Consider the following 15,190-nt stretch of genomic DNA (forward strand, 5'->3'; position numbering starts at 1 on the left):
TCCCGAAGGAACGGTTTAAGGAAGGGCAGGAAAGCCCTGCCTGCTGGGGAGTGTAAAGGAAGTTTGCGCTGTGTGTCCAGAGATTGCGAAACCAACGCTTATGGGCCTCAGGGCAGAAAAGCGAGGCTTCCGAAAGACTTAAGATTCATGAGACTCACTGGGGCGCTTTTTGGTTCTGATCCGCTGGATGCAAGCCGGCCATCGCTTGGAGGAAACCGTTCCTCTGACCCAGGCCCGTTACAGGCGACTGGAGCTGGAGGCTCAAGGTGCCACCGTGTATTGGAGTGAACGTCTGGCCCAACGCTAGTTCTGCTGAGAGGCTGGGGCCAATCGGGACAGGCCCATGCAGCGTTTGATTCCTCTGCTTTGTCTTCTGGTGACCTCGGTTGGCCTCACCAGCTGTGGACTGGTGTCCTCCAGTGGCGACAAGCCAAACGCCAACACGAGAGCTTCGATCAAACAGCTGGAACGACGGATCAATCAGCTGGAGCAAGAGCTGCAAGAACTCAAGTCACCCGCCGGCGATGCCGACAGCAAGACACCAGCCGGCCCGCTGCGATCCCTCACCCTGCGGATCGGCACCGAGGACGATCGATTGCGGATGTATTGGGCGGATGGTCAGACGAGCAATCTGATCTGCTCTGAAGAGGGCAAAGGTGTTTGGGCCTGCGGTTAAGCCGCAGAGAGCAGCTGCTTCAAGGCCGGCAGCCAGGTGGGCTCCACAGGCCACACCTCCCGGCGCGTGAGGGAAAAAGCGATGCTTTTCTCCGCATAGGCCGCTTCGTTCACAAACACCGGAATCTCCCCTTCAACCCACCCCTCACCACAATCGGTCCCATCCGCAGCCCGGAACATGGGCTGAGTTGAGGCGATGTCCTGCCAATCGCGCCCCTGTAGTTCGGGATGAACCAGGGCCTGCGGCTCTCCTTTCTCCGACTTCGGGAGATCGCGACTCCCCAAGTGGCGATGCACCACCAGAGCGTCCGGCAGCCGGGCCAACCCCTGACGTGCCTGATCCACGGCCCTAAGGCACGTTTCCAAGCCAAGACGGGTCTGTTCAACGACCCGGGCATTGAGCAGACCTTGCGGCACAGGGCCAACCTCGATCACCAGTCCGCAGGGCCAGGATTCCACGAGAAAGCCGGTCTGCTGAGCATCGGCTTCGTGCAGATAAATCGGCAGGCCAAGAGCCCCCTGCACCAAAGCCGCGAGGGCGAGATCAGCGGGGCGCCGGCCATACACCACCAAGGAATTGCCCATGGCCGCTGTGGTGCTGTGCAGATCAACGGCTACAACGCAGGGCTGCTCGCCGCTGGGGCCGTGCAAGTGCAGGAGTTCCCCAGCACGCTGGAACTCCAAGCCGGAGGCCCCCTGCTGCAACTGTTCCGGGAGGAAGCAGCGGTTGAGGTCACGATCGACGTAACGGCAGCGGCGGCGCAGCGCTTCCGGGTTGCCGATCACCCGCTGCACCACCAAACCTGCAGCGTCAATCAGATCAGGGTTGGCATGCCACTGCTGCAGCAACCAAGGGGCATTGACCTCATTCCCGTGGGTGCCGGCCACCACAAGAACGCCACAGCTGCTCATGAACCACAGCGAACCAAGTTCTGACTGAAGCACGAGTCACAGCGAGGATGAAAGCGATCCAAACCGCGCCATGTCGATCCCACCTGTCGTGGTCACGGCCGCCCGTCGCAGCTGGCGATGGCAATGGCAACGGCTCATGGGTGGGCTGGGCCCAGCCGATGCGGCCGGCAATTACATCCGACCAAGCAGCGATCCGCTCACCCCGCCGGCCTTGAACCCCGCGGACCTGCTCCAGCGCAGCGCCGGCCAACGGCCGCTGCTGGTGATCGGGCGCAGTTGCCCTTGGGCCCATCGCACCTGGCTGGTGCATCAGCTGCGCCATCTGCACGACAGCGTCAGCCTCCTGATGGCACAGGCGGATCACAACGCTGGACGCTGGGCCCTCAATCCAGCCTGGGAGGGGTGCGCAACGTTGCTGGAGTTGTATCAGCACTGCGGCGCCCCCCCTAGCTACCGGGCCACCGTGCCTGTGCTGGTGGATCCCAAAAACCACACCCTGCTGGGCAATGACAGTGCTCCACTGGTGGACCTGTTAAACCGCTGGCCCCATCAAGACGGGGTTGTTGACCTGGCACCGGCGGAATCAACCGACAAGATCCAGGCCTGGCAGCAGCTGCTGCAACCGGCCATCAACGATGGGGTTTACCGCTGCGGTTTCGCCCGCAACCAAGCGGCCTACGACCGCGCTGAAGCCGATCTCTTTGCCGCCCTCGATGCGGTGGAGCAAAGCCTCGCAACCAATGGTCCATGGCTGTGCGGCACAACACTGACCCTGGCTGACGTGCGGCTGTTCCCCACCTTGATCCGATGGGAGCTGGTCTATGCCCCACTGTTCGGCTGCAGTCGGCACCCGCTCTGGCACTACCCGCAACTCTGGGCCTGGCGACAACGCTTTTACGCCCTACCGGGCGTGGCGGAAACCTGCGACGGCAACGCCTGGCGACACGATTACTTCGGTGCCTTGTTCCCCCTCAATCCCGGCGGGATTGTTCCAGCCGGTCCCGACCTGAGCACACTGGTAAACAGCACGGCAGCGTCGGGATGACCAGCGCAGATCCAACTTTTGAAGGTGTCTATGGCACCTACTCGATCACCGCCGCCGATCGCCTGGAGGTGCGTTCCTATCGAATCGCCCTGTTAATCACCGGCCTCAGCCTGGCCGCTGGAGTGCTGCAGTGGTGGCAAACCGATAACCCCTGGGCATGGCTCTGGGTGCTGCCGATGGCCACGGCCCTGGGCCTGGCGCTCCGCTGGATTCACATTTATCTCCGTCCCTTGCACCGCGCCCTTCAATTGTTCTGGCTCAGCGGTTGCATCGGTTGGGGGGCACTGCTGCTGCAGGCCGGCCCCACCGAAGCGCTCTCCGCCCTAAGGGATCAGCCGATCTGGATCCTGGCCATCGGCCCGCTGTTTGCCGCCTTGGCCGGCATCGGCTTCAAGGAGTTTTTCTGCTTCCAACGACCCGAGGCGATCGGCCTCACCTTGCTGCTGCCTGCAGCGCTGCTAGGGCATCTGATGGGGGTAATCAATGGCCCCCTCTGCCTGGCTCTCCTGGAGTGTGCAGCGTTGCTGCTGGTGCTGCTGGCCCTGCGCAAATTCGGGATGGATGCGGCAGCGGATGTGGGCGACAAGAGCGTGTTTGCTTATCTGGACGGTCAACTGCCCGCTGGCACACCGTGAGTCTGATCAGCCTGGTGGGTGCGGCCAAGGATTTCGGCATCCGCACCCTCTTTTCCGATCTCGACCTCCACATCGGGGATGGCGAGCGGCTGGGCCTGATCGGCCCCAATGGCGCCGGCAAATCAACGCTGTTGAAAGTTCTGGCGGGGAAGGAACCCCTCGGTGAGGGAGAACGCCGCTGTTCTCCCCGGCTGCGGGTGGAGCTGGTGGGTCAGGAGAGCCGAATTACACCGGGGCTCACGGTGATGGAACAGGTGCTGGAGGGCTGTGGCACCAAACGGGATCTGCTGGTGCGCTTCAGCGCTCTCAGCGACGCCATTGCCGCAGACCCCAGCAATGAAGCGCTGATGGCGGAGCTGGGTCAGCTCAGCCAACGCATGGATGAAGAGGACGCCTGGAGCCTGGAGCAGCAATGCCGAGAAGTGCTGCAGAAATTGGGCATCAGCGATCTCCAGCGCCCGGTCGACGACCTTTCCGGCGGTTACCGCAAACGGGTGGGTCTGGCATCAGCCCTGGTGGCTTGCCCCGATGTGCTGCTGCTGGATGAGCCCACCAACCATCTCGATGCCGCTGCTGTGGAATGGCTGCAGAGCTGGCTGGATCGCTATCCCGGTGCTCTGGTGCTGGTCACCCATGACCGCTACGTGCTCGATCGGGTGACGCGGCGGATGGTGGAGGTGGACCGAGGCCAGGCCCGCACCTATCAAGGGAACTACAGCACCTTTCTGCAGCACAAAGCGGAAGAAGATGCCTCAGAGGCAGCCTCAGCAGCCAAATTCAAAAGCGTGCTTCGCCGCGAATTGGCATGGCTGCGCCAGGGCCCCAAGGCCCGCAGCACCAAACAGAAGGCGCGGCTGCAACGCATCGAAGCGATGCGTGAGCAGAAACCCAATCAGGCCAAAGCAAAGCTGGAGATGACCGGCATCAGCCGGCGCATCGGCAAACAGGTGATCGAAGCCGAAGCCGTTGGCGTCACAGCCGATGGCAACCAGGGTGGTCGCCCACTCCTCGATGGCTTCAGCTACAGCTTCAGCCCCGAAGACCGAATCGGCATCATCGGCCCCAACGGCAGCGGCAAATCCACCCTGCTTGATCTCATCGCCGGACGGCGCGAGCCCACCCAGGGCAGCCTGCTCCTTGGAGAGACCGTTCACATCGGCTACCTGGACCAGCACACCGAAGCCTTCAACGAAGGCAAGGGGCTCGATCGCAAAGTGATCGAGTTCGTGGAAGAAGCCGCCAGCCGGATCGATCTAGGGGGTGAACAGGTCACCGCATCCCAGCTTCTGGAACGCTTTTTGTTTCCACCGGGCCAGCAGCACAGCCCCTTGGCCAAGCTCTCCGGCGGCGAGCGCCGCCGCCTCACCCTCTGCCGGATGCTGATCCAGGCGCCCAACGTGTTGCTGTTGGACGAACCCACCAACGATCTGGATGTTCAAACCCTCAGCGTTCTCGAAGACTTTCTTGAGGACTTCCGGGGCTGCGTGATCGTTGTTTCCCACGACCGCTACTTCCTCGATCGCACCGTTGATCGTCTGTTCTGTTTCGACCAAGGACGGCTCAATCGGTTTGAAGGGAACTACAGCGCATTTCTGGAGCAGCAGCGTCAGGAAGAACGCTGCCAAAACCAGGCGAGCAAACCCACCACACCAAAACCAGAGCGCAGCAGCGAAAGCAAGCGCGACGGTCCTCGGCGTCGAAACTTCAAGGAAAACAAGGAGCTTGCGGCTCTTGATCAACAGCTGCCTGAACTGGAGCTGAAGAAAGAGGACCTGGAGCAACAGATGACCCACGCGGGCGCTGACATGGCCAAGCTGAGCCTTGATCTGGCTGATCTGATCTCCCGCATCGAACAGGCCGAAGAACGCTGGCTGGAACTCAGCGAATTGACGCCCTGATCAACGATCTGGAGCCATGGTTGTAGCCACGGCTACCGCCACTTCAGATCAACATTGTCGGATGGTCATGGGGCGGGATTCCACCACTCCAAAACCGATGAATCGCCGTAAAGTGCCTTGAGGCCACGGTCTCAATTCATGAAGTCCATCGACGAACACATCCAGCAGGATCAATCGGAAATCGAAGCTGCCAAGGCAGCTGGAGACGAGGCCAAGGTTCGTCACCTCACCGATGAGCTGAAGTCGCTAGAGGAATACAAGGAACACCACCCCGGCGACAGCCACGACCCCACCTCCCTGGAGCTGCATTGCGAGGCCAATCCCGATGCCGATGAGTGCCGCGTCTACGACGACTGAATCAACAAACGTCGTAAATCCAACGAGGGCTCAGTAGTCCTCGTTGTAGTCAGAGGGGCTGCCGGTCAGGCTGCAGACGACAGCCTCTTCGAGACGCATCGCCTTCACTTCAGCGATGGGACGTCCCATGCGTTGAAGTACAGCAACAGACTCTTTCGTTTGGCACCGGGCGATCACATCGCCCTTGTTGTCCAGACAGGTGTAGAAGGTCATGTCATGGGAGAGACATCCCCGTTATGGCTCGCACCTGATCAACCCACAAGCATTGACGTGGCTGATCACATGAAGATTGTCTGGAGCTCAGCTCACACCCCGAGCTCAGCCCAGGTTTCGGACAGCAACTGATCGAGATTGGTTCCCATCGCTGCAGAAATGCAGAGCACGGGACGACCACTCGCTGCTTCAAGATTTTGCCGCAACGTGGGGAGATCCTCCTCTAACAACAACTCCTGCTTGTTGATCACCAACAACCGTGGTCGATCAACAAGACCATGGCCATAGGCCTCCAGCTCCTGCTGGACGACGTTCAGGTCAGCCACGGGATCCTCGGATCCAGCGTCCACGAGGTGGATCAGTAAACGGGTGCGTTCGATATGACGCAGAAAGTCGTGGCCAAGACCAGCACCCTGGGCGGCCCCTTCAATCAAGCCTGGAATGTCTGCGAAAACGGTTCCATCTCCACTGGGGCGGCGCACCACACCAAGGTTGGGGACCAGAGTAGTGAACGGATAATCGGCAATCTTGGGCCGCGCTGCCGACAGCACGGCGATCAAGGTGCTCTTGCCTGCATTGGGAAGACCAATGATGCCAACTTCAGCCAGCAACTTGAGTTCAAGCTGCAGGGGCCATTCCTCACCCTCTCGCCCCTCGGTGAATTTCTCCGGCGCGCGGTTGCGGTTGCTCAGGTAATGGGCATTGCCCAGACCACCTCGTCCTCCAAAGGCAACGGTGAGACGTTCCCCCGGCGCTGTTAGGTCGCCCAGAAGGATGCCGGTGCGCAGATGGCGCACCTCCGTGCCGCAAGGAACCTTGATCACCAAGTCTTTCCCGGATGCACCGGTGCATTTGTTCGGTCCACCGCGTCGCCCGTCGTCGGCAGCGAACAGGCGTTTGTATTTGAAGTCGAGAAGGGTTTGCAGATTGCTATCGGCCTCCAGAACCACGGGAGCCCCACAACCGCCGTCACCTCCGGAAGGGCCTCCAGCCGGCACATACTTTTCACGGCGAAATGCAGCGATGCCATCGCCGCCGCGACCGCCTCGGACCGTGATCCGTGCCTGATCGATGAACTGCACGGTGCTTCCGGCTGAATCCAGTCCTTAACCCTAAGATTCAGCCGCTGCAGCTCTGCCGTTGGCCGGCGTCCATTTCGAAGACCTCAGCAAGACCTTCCCAGGACGAGGCGGCGGAGATCCCGTTGAGGTGATTCGTCAGTTGAATCTGACGATCATCGATGGCGAGTTTTTGGTGCTTGTCGGTCCCTCGGGGTGCGGCAAAAGCACCTTGCTGAGACTGCTCGCCGGTCTGGACGATCCCAGCAACGGCGAAATCAGAATCGGAACCCGACCCATCAGCAATGTTCCGCCGGCGCGCCGCAACGTAGCAATGGTTTTCCAGAGCTATGCGCTTTACCCGCATCTCAGCGTGCGGGACAACCTCAGCTTCGGACTGCGCAGAAGCCAGGCAAGGTCAACGTTCCAGCGGATCCAAGACCAAGCCTTTCGATCCACGCGCGCGTTGCCCCAATCACTGAGGGTGAAGTCGGTAAGAGAAGAACGAATCGAAGCCAGGGTGAACACCGTTGCCAGATCTCTGGAACTAACGGAATTGCTCGACAGAAGGCCAAAGGAACTGTCTGGCGGACAAAAACAACGGGTCGCCCTAGGGCGTGCCATGGCACGAAATCCTGAGGTGTTCTTGATGGATGAACCGCTGAGCAATCTCGACGCCAAACTCAGAACGAGCACGCGCCAAAGAATCGTCGAGCTGCAGCGAGAACTGGGCACAACAACGGTTTATGTCACCCATGATCAAGTGGAAGCAATGACCATGGGTGATCGCATCGCGGTGTTGAACCAAGGACGCTTGCAACAACTGGGGACACCGATGGAGTTATACAAGTGGCCTTCCAACATCTTTGTAGCCCAGTTCATTGGCAGCCCGGCAATGGGCTTATTGCCCGTAACAGTGGGAGCCAATGCAACACTCATTTTGGGAAGTAAGCGGATACAAGTTGAAGGCGAAATGGTCGAGCCTTTACTTCAACGTGAAGGCCAACATCTCACCGCAGGGTTAAGACCTGAACACTGGCATCTGGCACCACCAACAAACCGAAACCTCCAGGCCGAGGTGAGCCATTGCGAGCGCCTGGGCAATGAACAGATTGTGACGTGTAGACTTAAAGATGGTGAACACCTAATCCAAATAAGACATGACACGGAGACTCAAGTAATCGCGGGTGATCAAATCCACCTAGAAACAGAACCAACGGGCTGGAGATTGTTTGAGAACGACGGGGAGGCAATAAGACGGAAGCAGTAGGTGCCGATACTTCGCGAAGGAAAAATTAAAAAGAATTCAGGCAAGAGTTACAGCTTTCAACCAAAGACCCTGGATATGAGAAGCAAAAACTTGTAGGAATTTAGACGTGGGAACAAGGCTTAGCCGAAAAGAGGCAAAAATGCAGTGAGGAGCAAAACAAACACAAAGAAAATGAGCATTCCAAGACCAAAGAAACGGAACACTAAGCCCCTTAACGACAGAGAGGGGCCAAGAAAGCCCATCAACAAAGGCTCGCAAGAGTTGAAAAGTAAAAAAAAAGAGAAGAATGCAAAGTAAATAAATACAACAGGGTCAAGCAAGAATCATATGGCTAGGTTGAAGAAAATTCCGTAAATGCGATGGCTCGAAATGTCCTTGTTCTAGTAGAGGAACATTACGACGAAACTGAATACAATGTTTTCAACGAATTTTTCCCAAAAAATGGAATTGAAGTTGAATACGGCTCCTATCTTTGGGGCAACGAATCTCTGACATTTGAAGGGAACGATAAAACAAGCAAGGTTAAAGTAACAACATGCGTGAGCAAGGTTAATCTCGCGGAATATGCAGGGCTAATACTGATCGGGGGATATGCAATGGACAGACTACGCTATGAAACAAAGACAGGAGAAAATAACAAAGCCCCCGCAGTTGAGCTACTGAGGAAAGCTGTAAAAATGATGGACAACAACGAAATAGCGATAGGTACTATTTGCCACTCATTATGGTTATTTTGTGCAGACAAAACACTACTGCAAGGGAGAGAGGTTACTTGCGCACACAACATCTTATGCGATGTTGAGAATGCAGGAGGGAAAATAATGATCAAAGACAACGAAACCGTTGAGCTTCACCAGCAAGGCTTACTCATCACTGGAAAGCATCCGGGATGTGTTGATGTATTTGTAGAAAAATTCAAGGATGTGATTAATACCTTGTAAAAAAGTCGAATACTTTCCACACAACAAACATCAAAACAATGAACAATCTTTCATTCTCCTTTTCAGACCTGATCTCCGGATACGTCACTTCGTACGACGAATCAAGCAAACTGGTGGGAATAGAAACATCAGATGGAAGACAATACGAATGCAAGATCACAGGAAATACCTATGCAAGAGGAACCCAAAATCTGGGCGAGGGCTGGAACAGCGCTGACATAGGAAACCTATTGAAAAAAGGGCAAATGATTTTTGCCTATGGCACATATTATCCAGAGAATAAGATTAAATTTGAAATTAATTATATGGTATTCGCAGGTGATCGTGTTGATCACTACAGATACGCCGATGAACATGGTTGGTGGATCAAACAAATTGATCAGATCGCAGCTTCATATTGCAAATGGCAATTCAATGCGCCAGATCAAACAATTGATTACCACAACTACAGGACTGTTATTAGTCTGACAGGTGGAAAGAAGAACGAAGATTACCTCCAAGAGACAGATACAATTTCAAGGATGGTCTACGGGATGGCATGTGCTTACATGCTGACTGGAAAGGATTTGTACCTAGAAGCAGCCGAAAAAGGGACAAAATATCTAAGCGAAAAAATGAAATTCGTAGATACCGACACAGGACTCATCTATTGGTATCACGGGCTTAAAGTTGGTCAAGACGGGGAAGAACAAAAACTTCTTGTTTCCGAATTTGATGATGATTATGATTGCATTCCTGCATATGAACAGATTTACGCCCTGGCGGGCCCAGTACAAACCTACCGACTAAATGGAGATCCAGCGATTTTAGAAGACACAGAAAAAACTGTGGATTTATTTGATGAATGCTTTAAGGATAAAGACAAAGGGGGATATTACTCACACATCCATGCTGTGACGTTGAGTGCCCATGAAGAAACTCTTGGAAGAAACAAAGCCAAGAAAAATTGGAACTCAGTAGGCGACCATGCTCCCGCTTATTTGATCAATCTCTACCTGGCGACGGGAGAGGAACGATACAAAAAATTCCTCGAAGATACCTTCGACACAATCACGGATCACTTCCCTAATTACGATGAAAGTCCGTTTGTCCAAGAAAAGTTTTTTGATGATTGGAGCAAAGATCAAACTTGGGGATGGCAACAGAATCGAGCAGTGGTAGGGCACAATCTGAAAATTGCATGGAACCTGATGCGCTTCTATGCAGAAATGCCCAAAGATAAATACATTCAAATTGCAGAAAAAATTGCTACATTGATGCCTGAAAAAGGATACGACAACCAACGATTCGGCTGGTACGACGTCGTTGAAAGAGTGCTTGGTGAGGATGAAAAATTCCACAGGTATGCATGGCACGACCGTAAGGCTTGGTGGCAGCAGGAACAAGGAATCCTGGCTTACCTCATCCTTCAAGGACACCTTCCAGAGAATAAAGAATACAAAAAGTACTCTGATGAAAGTGCGGCCTATTACAACGCATTTTTCCTTGACAACAACGATGGGGGTGTCTATTTCAATGTTTTGGCCAACGGAGTTCCCTATCTGATGGGGACAGAGCGATATAAAGGAAGTCATTCAATGAGTGCATATCACTCAACAGAACTTTGCTTCCTATCTACGGTATACATTGATCTCATGATCAAGAAGCGCCCACTTGATCTTTTCTTCAAACCACTTCCGAATGGCTTTAAAAACAGACAATTACGCGTCGAGCCAGACATCCTTCCTAAGGGCTCAATCAAGATAATCTCTTGTGAAATCGATGGTCAGAAGTACGAAAACTTTGATGCAGAAGGTCTGACCGTACAATTGCCGGAATCTAGTTCAAGGCTGAAAGTCAAAGTGACCGTTGCACCAAAATAATCAATGGAAGTAACACAAGAACTTCTAGGTAGCTGGCAAGTCATTAAAGTTTCAGGTGAGATTGATTCAAAAACAGTCACAACACTGCGAGATTTTATCGACACAAAGCTGGTTGAAGACAAGGCCGTTGCACTGGACTTGGAAATGGTTCCGTTTATGTCCAGTGCAGGATTACGAGCACTTTTAACGCTGCAACGTAAAACCAGCTCAATGAAAGTTGAATTGGCTTTAATAGGAGTTGCTAGTGAGATTCAGGACACAATGAAAGTCACTGGATTCCTGCAATATTTCAAACTTTATGAATCTATTGAATCACTCCCTTAAAACACATGGAATTAGAGCGGATTGACAATCAACCAGTCGAAACAATTGATGGGTTGAGAGTAAGACCAGGAAAACCATTACCTTTCGGAGTATCAACGGTACCAGGCGGTTTGAACTTTTCTGTCTATACATCGGCAGGAACAGCTTGTAAATTGGTCTTACTCAGCCGCTCGGAAAAAAAGATAATCAAAGAGATAAGGATACCAGATCACTACAGAATAGGAGACGTATACTCCATCGTTGTTTTTGATCTAGATTACGAAGACATCGAGTATGGCTACAAGATAGAAGGGCCATATGATCCTGAACAGGGGTATAGGTTCGACGGAAGTAATATTCTCATGGATCCCTATGCTAGAACAACATCGGGAAGAGAAGAATGGGGTGAAGAACCAAACTGGGAAATACAATATCAGCACCGATCAAGGATATCGTTTGATGACTTTGACTGGGAAGGAGATTCACCACTTGAGTTGAAAGACGAAGATCTCGTGATATACGAGATGCATGTGCGATCATTTACCCAGAGTGAATCTTCAAACGTAAAGTTTAAAGGAACGTACGCTGGAATTGTAGAAAAAATACCCTATCTAAAAGAGTTGGGCATCAATGCTGTCGAATTGATGCCAGTGTTTGAATTTGATGAATTTGAAAATTCAAGAATCCATCCGGATACTGGAGAAAGGCTTTATAACTATTGGGGATACAGCACCGTAGCTTTTTTTGCCCCTAAGGCGGGCTTCGCATCCACAGGAAAATACGGGATGCAAGTCGATGAATTCAAACAACTGATCAAGGAATTACATCGTGCAGGGATAGAAGTGATACTTGATGTTGTGTTCAACCACACAGCAGAAGGGAATGAACACGGACCCTCGATCTCGTTCAAGGGATTAGACAATAAAATATATTATATGTTAACGCCAGAAGGATACTATTACAACTTCAGTGGAACTGGTAACACGCTGAACTGTAATAACCCAATTGTTAGGAATCTGGTTTTGGATTGTTTGCGATACTGGGCAAGTGAATATCACATCGACGGGTTTAGATTTGATCTCGCGAGCATACTGGGAAGAGATCCGTGGGGAGCCCCACTCAGTAATCCTCCACTACTTGAATCACTAGCTTTTGACCCAATTTTATCCTCTTGCAAACTGATTGCAGAAGCATGGGATGCTGGTGGTTTGTATCAAGTTGGTACCTTCCCCGCTTTTGGACGCTGGTCAGAATGGAATGGAAAATATAGAGACACAGCAAGACGTTTTCTGAAGGGTGATGAAGGACAAGTTGGTGAATTGGCTCAAAGAATACAAGGTTCACCAGACCTGTATCAATGGAATGGTCGGTCACAGGCAACATCAATCAATTTCATAACCTGCCATGATGGATTTACACTGACAGACCTTGTGTCATACAATCAAAAACATAATGAAGCAAATGGAGAATTTAATAGGGATGGTGGTGACGATAACCACAGCTGGAATTGCGGCGCAGAAGGATGGACAGATAATCCAGACATCCTCAGTCTGAGAACGAAACAAGCAATGAATGCAGTGGCTCTACTCATGACAAGTAGAGGAACACCAATGTTACTAATGGGAGATGAATTTGGGAGATCACAGCACGGGAATAACAACGCTTACTGCATTGACTCACCGATATCATGGGTTGACTGGACACTGCTAAACAGCAATAGAACCCTATTTGAATTTACAAAAGCAGTGATACAGTTTAGACATCAACATCCGTGCTTACGCGTTAATCGATTTGATCATGCAGGAAGTGAAGTGCTCCCAAGCTGTAGCTTCCATGGAACAACACCCTGGAGTGTTGATTGGAGTTCAGAATCGAGGCAGCTAGGTTGGTTGATGAGCAGTCAACAAGAAAACAACAAGCCAGACACGGTTTACATAGCAGCCAATTCAGCCCATTACGCAACTTGGTTTGAACTGCCACGATTGCCTGAAATATTTGAATGGAATATTTGCTTTAATACCGGCAATCAAGCTGAACCATATCTTAAAGAGCCCAACGTATTTAAAGAAGCGGGTATATTGGTTGGGGAACGATCAATGGTCATTTTCACTGCGTCTCCACGCGAGACGTAAATCAAATTCAAACATCTAACATGCCACTCTCAATCAAAGTCACACAAGCAGAAAGCATCGTTACCCTAAACATTTCAGGGGACGTAGACACCAAGACTGCTCCAGATTTGCTTAAGGAGTTAACTGCTCTAGACCTCAAAGAATTATCTGAGCTGAGATTAAATCTGAGCGAAGTCCCATTTATGAGCAGTGCTGGGCTTCGAGCCATCGTCTTCGCAAAACAGAAAATGCCTCACTCAGGACGTTTGTATTTGATCGGGGCATCTGAGCTCATTGTGGACACAGTCAAGAAAACAGGTTTATCGCAGGCTGTGGTTTTTGCGAAAAGTGAAGATGAGATTTAACGATGTCGTTAATCCCAGCCGAAAATAAATTACTGCTGGTCGAAGAAGAAGCTTCGATGGACAACTGGGATTTGTTCATCGAGAATGCCGGGACAGCAGTCATGAGTGGCCTGAAAAATGCTGAAAAAGCATATAAGTTAAAACTTGCGTATGAAGAGCTGATATCGAACATAATCAGAGCGGCAGGAGAAAACAATGTGGAACATGTAGTAATACTAAAAGTTTACTGCGCAGTCTCAAATCACGACGGAGAAAAGCTATTTATATTGCAAACAGAAGACAATGGAATACCATACGACCCAGGATTTAACAAGGAAAGTACCGTAGATATTGATCAAGAAATAAGCGAACGAGAAATTGGGGGATTAGGAATATTTCTGATAAAGCAATCTGTTGACTTGGCATCCTATGGATACATTAACGGCTTAAATGCAAATCAATTGAGCATGCAAATAAATTAAAAATAAGGTATCCTACACTAAACACAACAACCACAAATGACAGAACCATCAAGAGAAACAGCATTGAATGCTGTAATCGATGATACTGAGCTGAAAGAGGGGCTCTTAAGTCTCAATCAAAGCTTTGGTGACTTGTGCATCCGAGTGTGCGGTGAAGTTTGGGGGAAACCCAATATTTCGCAAAAAACCAAATGCTTGTTGACGATCGCTTTAGACGTAGCCAATCAATCCATAGGGTCAGGAACACCATTTGAAACGCACATTTCGATGGCGATGAAACAAGGAGCTACATTGGAAGAAATCGAAGAACTGCTTATGTTCACCTGCGCTTATTGTGGATTCAACAAGGCAGCAGGTGCCTTCGCGAAGTTCAACGAATTCAAAGCTAAGCTCTAAAAGACAGCATCATTCAACCTAAAACTTCTGTCGAACATGACACGTCAAAACTACTACAAGGACCTCATCGCTGATTACTCACGACCGGGACTTGTGAATGATGAACTAAAAGCAAAACTTATTCAACGATCCAAAGAGATCGGAGAGTTACAAGAAGCTGAGCTGCCAGTGATCGGTCCTGATTACACGCTCGAACAAATCGAAGCCGAAAACCGTGAGTTTTGGCCAACCCACTGTGAGGCTCTGCGTCAAGGTCGTGGGGACTTATTAACCAAGGAGTATCGGCCAGACCTTGTTTATCACTGCCAGGATGGCCCGTACTTTGGCATCAAACAACAGGCAGAAAGGGAGAAGCATTGGTGGGCGATTATTGCCCAGCCTGGAGTTACCATGACTTGGCCAATTGTACAATTCTGGGGTGAATTTACACATTTTGAATGGATTTGCTTTGACGACATCACGGGTGAGCAAATCGCAAAAGGAAGCGTCTGTTGGGTACGACGTGGACATCGAGGTGGTTGCTATTACAAGAGTGAACAGCTCACTTTTACTAGAGATGTGTTCGCCTCAGAACAGTTGCTTAAACTAATCAACACTTAAACCCCTACACCAAAAAAGGGACTAATGAGGCCAGGTTGGTTACTCAACCTGGTCTTTCTTGTGTGTAAAAGAATGCAGGTTGCTGATA

General features: G+C 51.6%; 18 protein-coding genes. 15 read left to right on the forward strand and 3 right to left on the reverse strand.

The window, feature by feature from the left end; genetic code table 11:
* Positions 1-169 precede the first annotated feature (169 nt).
* The gene (locus tag Q3Y53_RS12455) at positions 170-307 is read left to right on the forward strand and encodes a hypothetical protein (protein ID WP_226426142.1); all 138 of its coding nucleotides are present in this window, start codon (positions 170-172) and stop codon (positions 305-307) included.
* Between the two features lie 36 nt (positions 308-343).
* The gene (locus Q3Y53_RS12460) at positions 344-676 is read left to right on the forward strand and encodes a hypothetical protein (RefSeq protein WP_226426141.1); all 333 of its coding nucleotides are present in this window, start codon (positions 344-346) and stop codon (positions 674-676) included.
* Here Q3Y53_RS12460 and Q3Y53_RS12465 read toward each other — a convergent pair.
* On the reverse strand, positions 673-1,587 hold the full coding sequence (locus Q3Y53_RS12465) for an aspartoacylase (protein ID WP_303536586.1): 915 nt from the start codon (positions 1,585-1,587) through the stop codon (positions 673-675). The two genes, Q3Y53_RS12460 and Q3Y53_RS12465, sit on opposite strands and share 4 nt — an antisense overlap.
* 70 nt (positions 1,588-1,657) lie before the next feature.
* On the opposite strand from Q3Y53_RS12465, the gene Q3Y53_RS12470 reads away from it, so the two are divergent.
* The 4 genes from Q3Y53_RS12470 (at position 1,658) to Q3Y53_RS12485 (ending at position 5,522) form a co-directional block, all read left to right on the forward strand.
* On the forward strand, positions 1,658-2,632 hold the full coding sequence (locus tag Q3Y53_RS12470; protein WP_303536588.1) for a glutathione S-transferase C-terminal domain-containing protein: 975 nt from the start codon (positions 1,658-1,660) through the stop codon (positions 2,630-2,632).
* Positions 2,629-3,267, forward strand: a complete 639-nt coding sequence (locus tag Q3Y53_RS12475) for a DUF2301 domain-containing membrane protein (protein WP_226426139.1) — start codon at positions 2,629-2,631, stop codon at positions 3,265-3,267. The genes Q3Y53_RS12470 and Q3Y53_RS12475 overlap by 4 nt, the downstream gene beginning before the upstream one ends.
* Positions 3,264-5,165 (forward strand): ABC-F family ATP-binding cassette domain-containing protein, encoded by a 1,902-nt coding sequence (locus Q3Y53_RS12480; protein WP_303536592.1) that lies wholly within the window; start codon positions 3,264-3,266, stop codon positions 5,163-5,165. Before Q3Y53_RS12475 ends, Q3Y53_RS12480 begins: the two co-directional genes overlap by 4 nt.
* A 138-nt stretch (positions 5,166-5,303) precedes the next feature.
* Positions 5,304-5,522, forward strand: coding sequence for a CP12 domain-containing protein (locus tag Q3Y53_RS12485; protein WP_226415295.1), 219 nt, complete (start codon positions 5,304-5,306; stop codon positions 5,520-5,522).
* Positions 5,523-5,552: 30 nt separating this feature from the next.
* Here the strand turns inward: Q3Y53_RS12485 and Q3Y53_RS12490 are convergent, their stop codons facing one another.
* Both Q3Y53_RS12490 and cgtA read right to left on the reverse strand, forming a co-directional pair.
* On the reverse strand, positions 5,553-5,735 hold the full coding sequence (locus tag Q3Y53_RS12490; protein ID WP_226426137.1) for a hypothetical protein: 183 nt from the start codon (positions 5,733-5,735) through the stop codon (positions 5,553-5,555).
* A 92-nt stretch (positions 5,736-5,827) separates the two neighbouring features.
* The gene (gene cgtA / locus Q3Y53_RS12495; RefSeq protein ID WP_303536598.1) at positions 5,828-6,817 is read right to left on the reverse strand and encodes an Obg family GTPase CgtA; all 990 of its coding nucleotides are present in this window, start codon (positions 6,815-6,817) and stop codon (positions 5,828-5,830) included.
* A 58-nt stretch (positions 6,818-6,875) separates the two neighbouring features.
* On the opposite strand from cgtA, the gene Q3Y53_RS12500 reads away from it, so the two are divergent.
* The 9 genes from Q3Y53_RS12500 to Q3Y53_RS12540 all read left to right on the forward strand — a co-directional run bounded on the left by Q3Y53_RS12500 (position 6,876) and on the right by Q3Y53_RS12540 (position 15,102).
* Positions 6,876-8,063, forward strand: a complete 1,188-nt coding sequence (locus Q3Y53_RS12500; protein WP_303536600.1) for an ABC transporter ATP-binding protein — start codon at positions 6,876-6,878, stop codon at positions 8,061-8,063.
* Between the two features lie 359 nt (positions 8,064-8,422).
* Complete coding sequence (locus Q3Y53_RS12505; RefSeq protein ID WP_303536603.1) at positions 8,423-9,004, forward strand: DJ-1/PfpI family protein; 582 nt, start codon at positions 8,423-8,425, stop codon at positions 9,002-9,004.
* Positions 9,005-9,042: 38 nt separating this feature from the next.
* Complete coding sequence (locus Q3Y53_RS12510; protein WP_303536606.1) at positions 9,043-10,866, forward strand: AGE family epimerase/isomerase; 1,824 nt, start codon at positions 9,043-9,045, stop codon at positions 10,864-10,866.
* A gap of 3 nt (positions 10,867-10,869) precedes the next feature.
* Positions 10,870-11,190, forward strand: a complete 321-nt coding sequence (locus Q3Y53_RS12515) for an STAS domain-containing protein (protein WP_303536609.1) — start codon at positions 10,870-10,872, stop codon at positions 11,188-11,190.
* Between the two features lie 5 nt (positions 11,191-11,195).
* Complete coding sequence (gene glgX / locus Q3Y53_RS12520; RefSeq protein WP_303536613.1) at positions 11,196-13,301, forward strand: glycogen debranching protein GlgX; 2,106 nt, start codon at positions 11,196-11,198, stop codon at positions 13,299-13,301.
* A 20-nt stretch (positions 13,302-13,321) separates the two neighbouring features.
* Positions 13,322-13,645 carry an anti-sigma factor antagonist gene (locus Q3Y53_RS12525; protein WP_303536616.1) on the forward strand — a complete coding sequence of 108 codons (324 nt, stop codon included), beginning with the start codon at positions 13,322-13,324 and terminating at the stop codon, positions 13,643-13,645.
* A gap of 2 nt (positions 13,646-13,647) precedes the next feature.
* A complete protein-coding gene (locus Q3Y53_RS12530) occupies positions 13,648-14,106 on the forward strand; it encodes an ATP-binding protein (protein WP_303536618.1) in 459 nt (152 codons plus the stop codon).
* 36 nt (positions 14,107-14,142) lie between these two features.
* Positions 14,143-14,502 (forward strand): carboxymuconolactone decarboxylase family protein, encoded by a 360-nt coding sequence (locus Q3Y53_RS12535; RefSeq protein ID WP_303536620.1) that lies wholly within the window; start codon positions 14,143-14,145, stop codon positions 14,500-14,502.
* A gap of 36 nt (positions 14,503-14,538) precedes the next feature.
* Positions 14,539-15,102: a hypothetical protein gene (locus Q3Y53_RS12540; protein WP_303536623.1), complete on the forward strand. Its 564-nt coding sequence runs from the start codon at positions 14,539-14,541 to the stop codon at positions 15,100-15,102.
* The last annotated feature ends 88 nt before the right edge of the window (positions 15,103-15,190 follow it).

It is taken from the genome of Synechococcus sp. YX-04-1, from assembly GCF_030546365.1.
Taxonomy (GTDB): domain Bacteria; phylum Cyanobacteriota; class Cyanobacteriia; order PCC-6307; family Cyanobiaceae; genus Parasynechococcus.

Excerpts from the sequence above, each read along its gene's own strand:
- Q3Y53_RS12470 (WP_303536588.1), top strand. The coding sequence starts at position 1,658 with ATGTCGATCCCACCTGTCGTGGTCACGGCCGCCCGTCGCAGCTGGCGA.
- Q3Y53_RS12460 (WP_226426141.1), top strand. The coding sequence starts at position 344 with ATGCAGCGTTTGATTCCTCTGCTTTGTCTTCTGGTGACCTCGGTTGGC.
- Q3Y53_RS12465 (WP_303536586.1), bottom strand. The coding sequence starts at position 1,587 with ATGAGCAGCTGTGGCGTTCTTGTGGTGGCCGGCACCCACGGGAATGAG.
- Q3Y53_RS12530 (WP_303536618.1), top strand. The coding sequence starts at position 13,648 with ATGTCGTTAATCCCAGCCGAAAATAAATTACTGCTGGTCGAAGAAGAA.
- Q3Y53_RS12515 (WP_303536609.1), top strand. The coding sequence starts at position 10,870 with ATGGAAGTAACACAAGAACTTCTAGGTAGCTGGCAAGTCATTAAAGTT.
- Q3Y53_RS12540 (WP_303536623.1), top strand. The coding sequence starts at position 14,539 with ATGACACGTCAAAACTACTACAAGGACCTCATCGCTGATTACTCACGA.
- Q3Y53_RS12525 (WP_303536616.1), top strand. The coding sequence starts at position 13,322 with ATGCCACTCTCAATCAAAGTCACACAAGCAGAAAGCATCGTTACCCTA.
- Q3Y53_RS12490 (WP_226426137.1), bottom strand. The coding sequence starts at position 5,735 with ATGACCTTCTACACCTGTCTGGACAACAAGGGCGATGTGATCGCCCGG.
- Q3Y53_RS12535 (WP_303536620.1), top strand. The coding sequence starts at position 14,143 with ATGACAGAACCATCAAGAGAAACAGCATTGAATGCTGTAATCGATGAT.
- Q3Y53_RS12510 (WP_303536606.1), top strand. The coding sequence starts at position 9,043 with ATGAACAATCTTTCATTCTCCTTTTCAGACCTGATCTCCGGATACGTC.
- Q3Y53_RS12475 (WP_226426139.1), top strand. The coding sequence starts at position 2,629 with ATGACCAGCGCAGATCCAACTTTTGAAGGTGTCTATGGCACCTACTCG.
- Q3Y53_RS12505 (WP_303536603.1), top strand. The coding sequence starts at position 8,423 with ATGGCTCGAAATGTCCTTGTTCTAGTAGAGGAACATTACGACGAAACT.
- Q3Y53_RS12485 (WP_226415295.1), top strand. The coding sequence starts at position 5,304 with ATGAAGTCCATCGACGAACACATCCAGCAGGATCAATCGGAAATCGAA.
- glgX (WP_303536613.1), top strand. The coding sequence starts at position 11,196 with ATGGAATTAGAGCGGATTGACAATCAACCAGTCGAAACAATTGATGGG.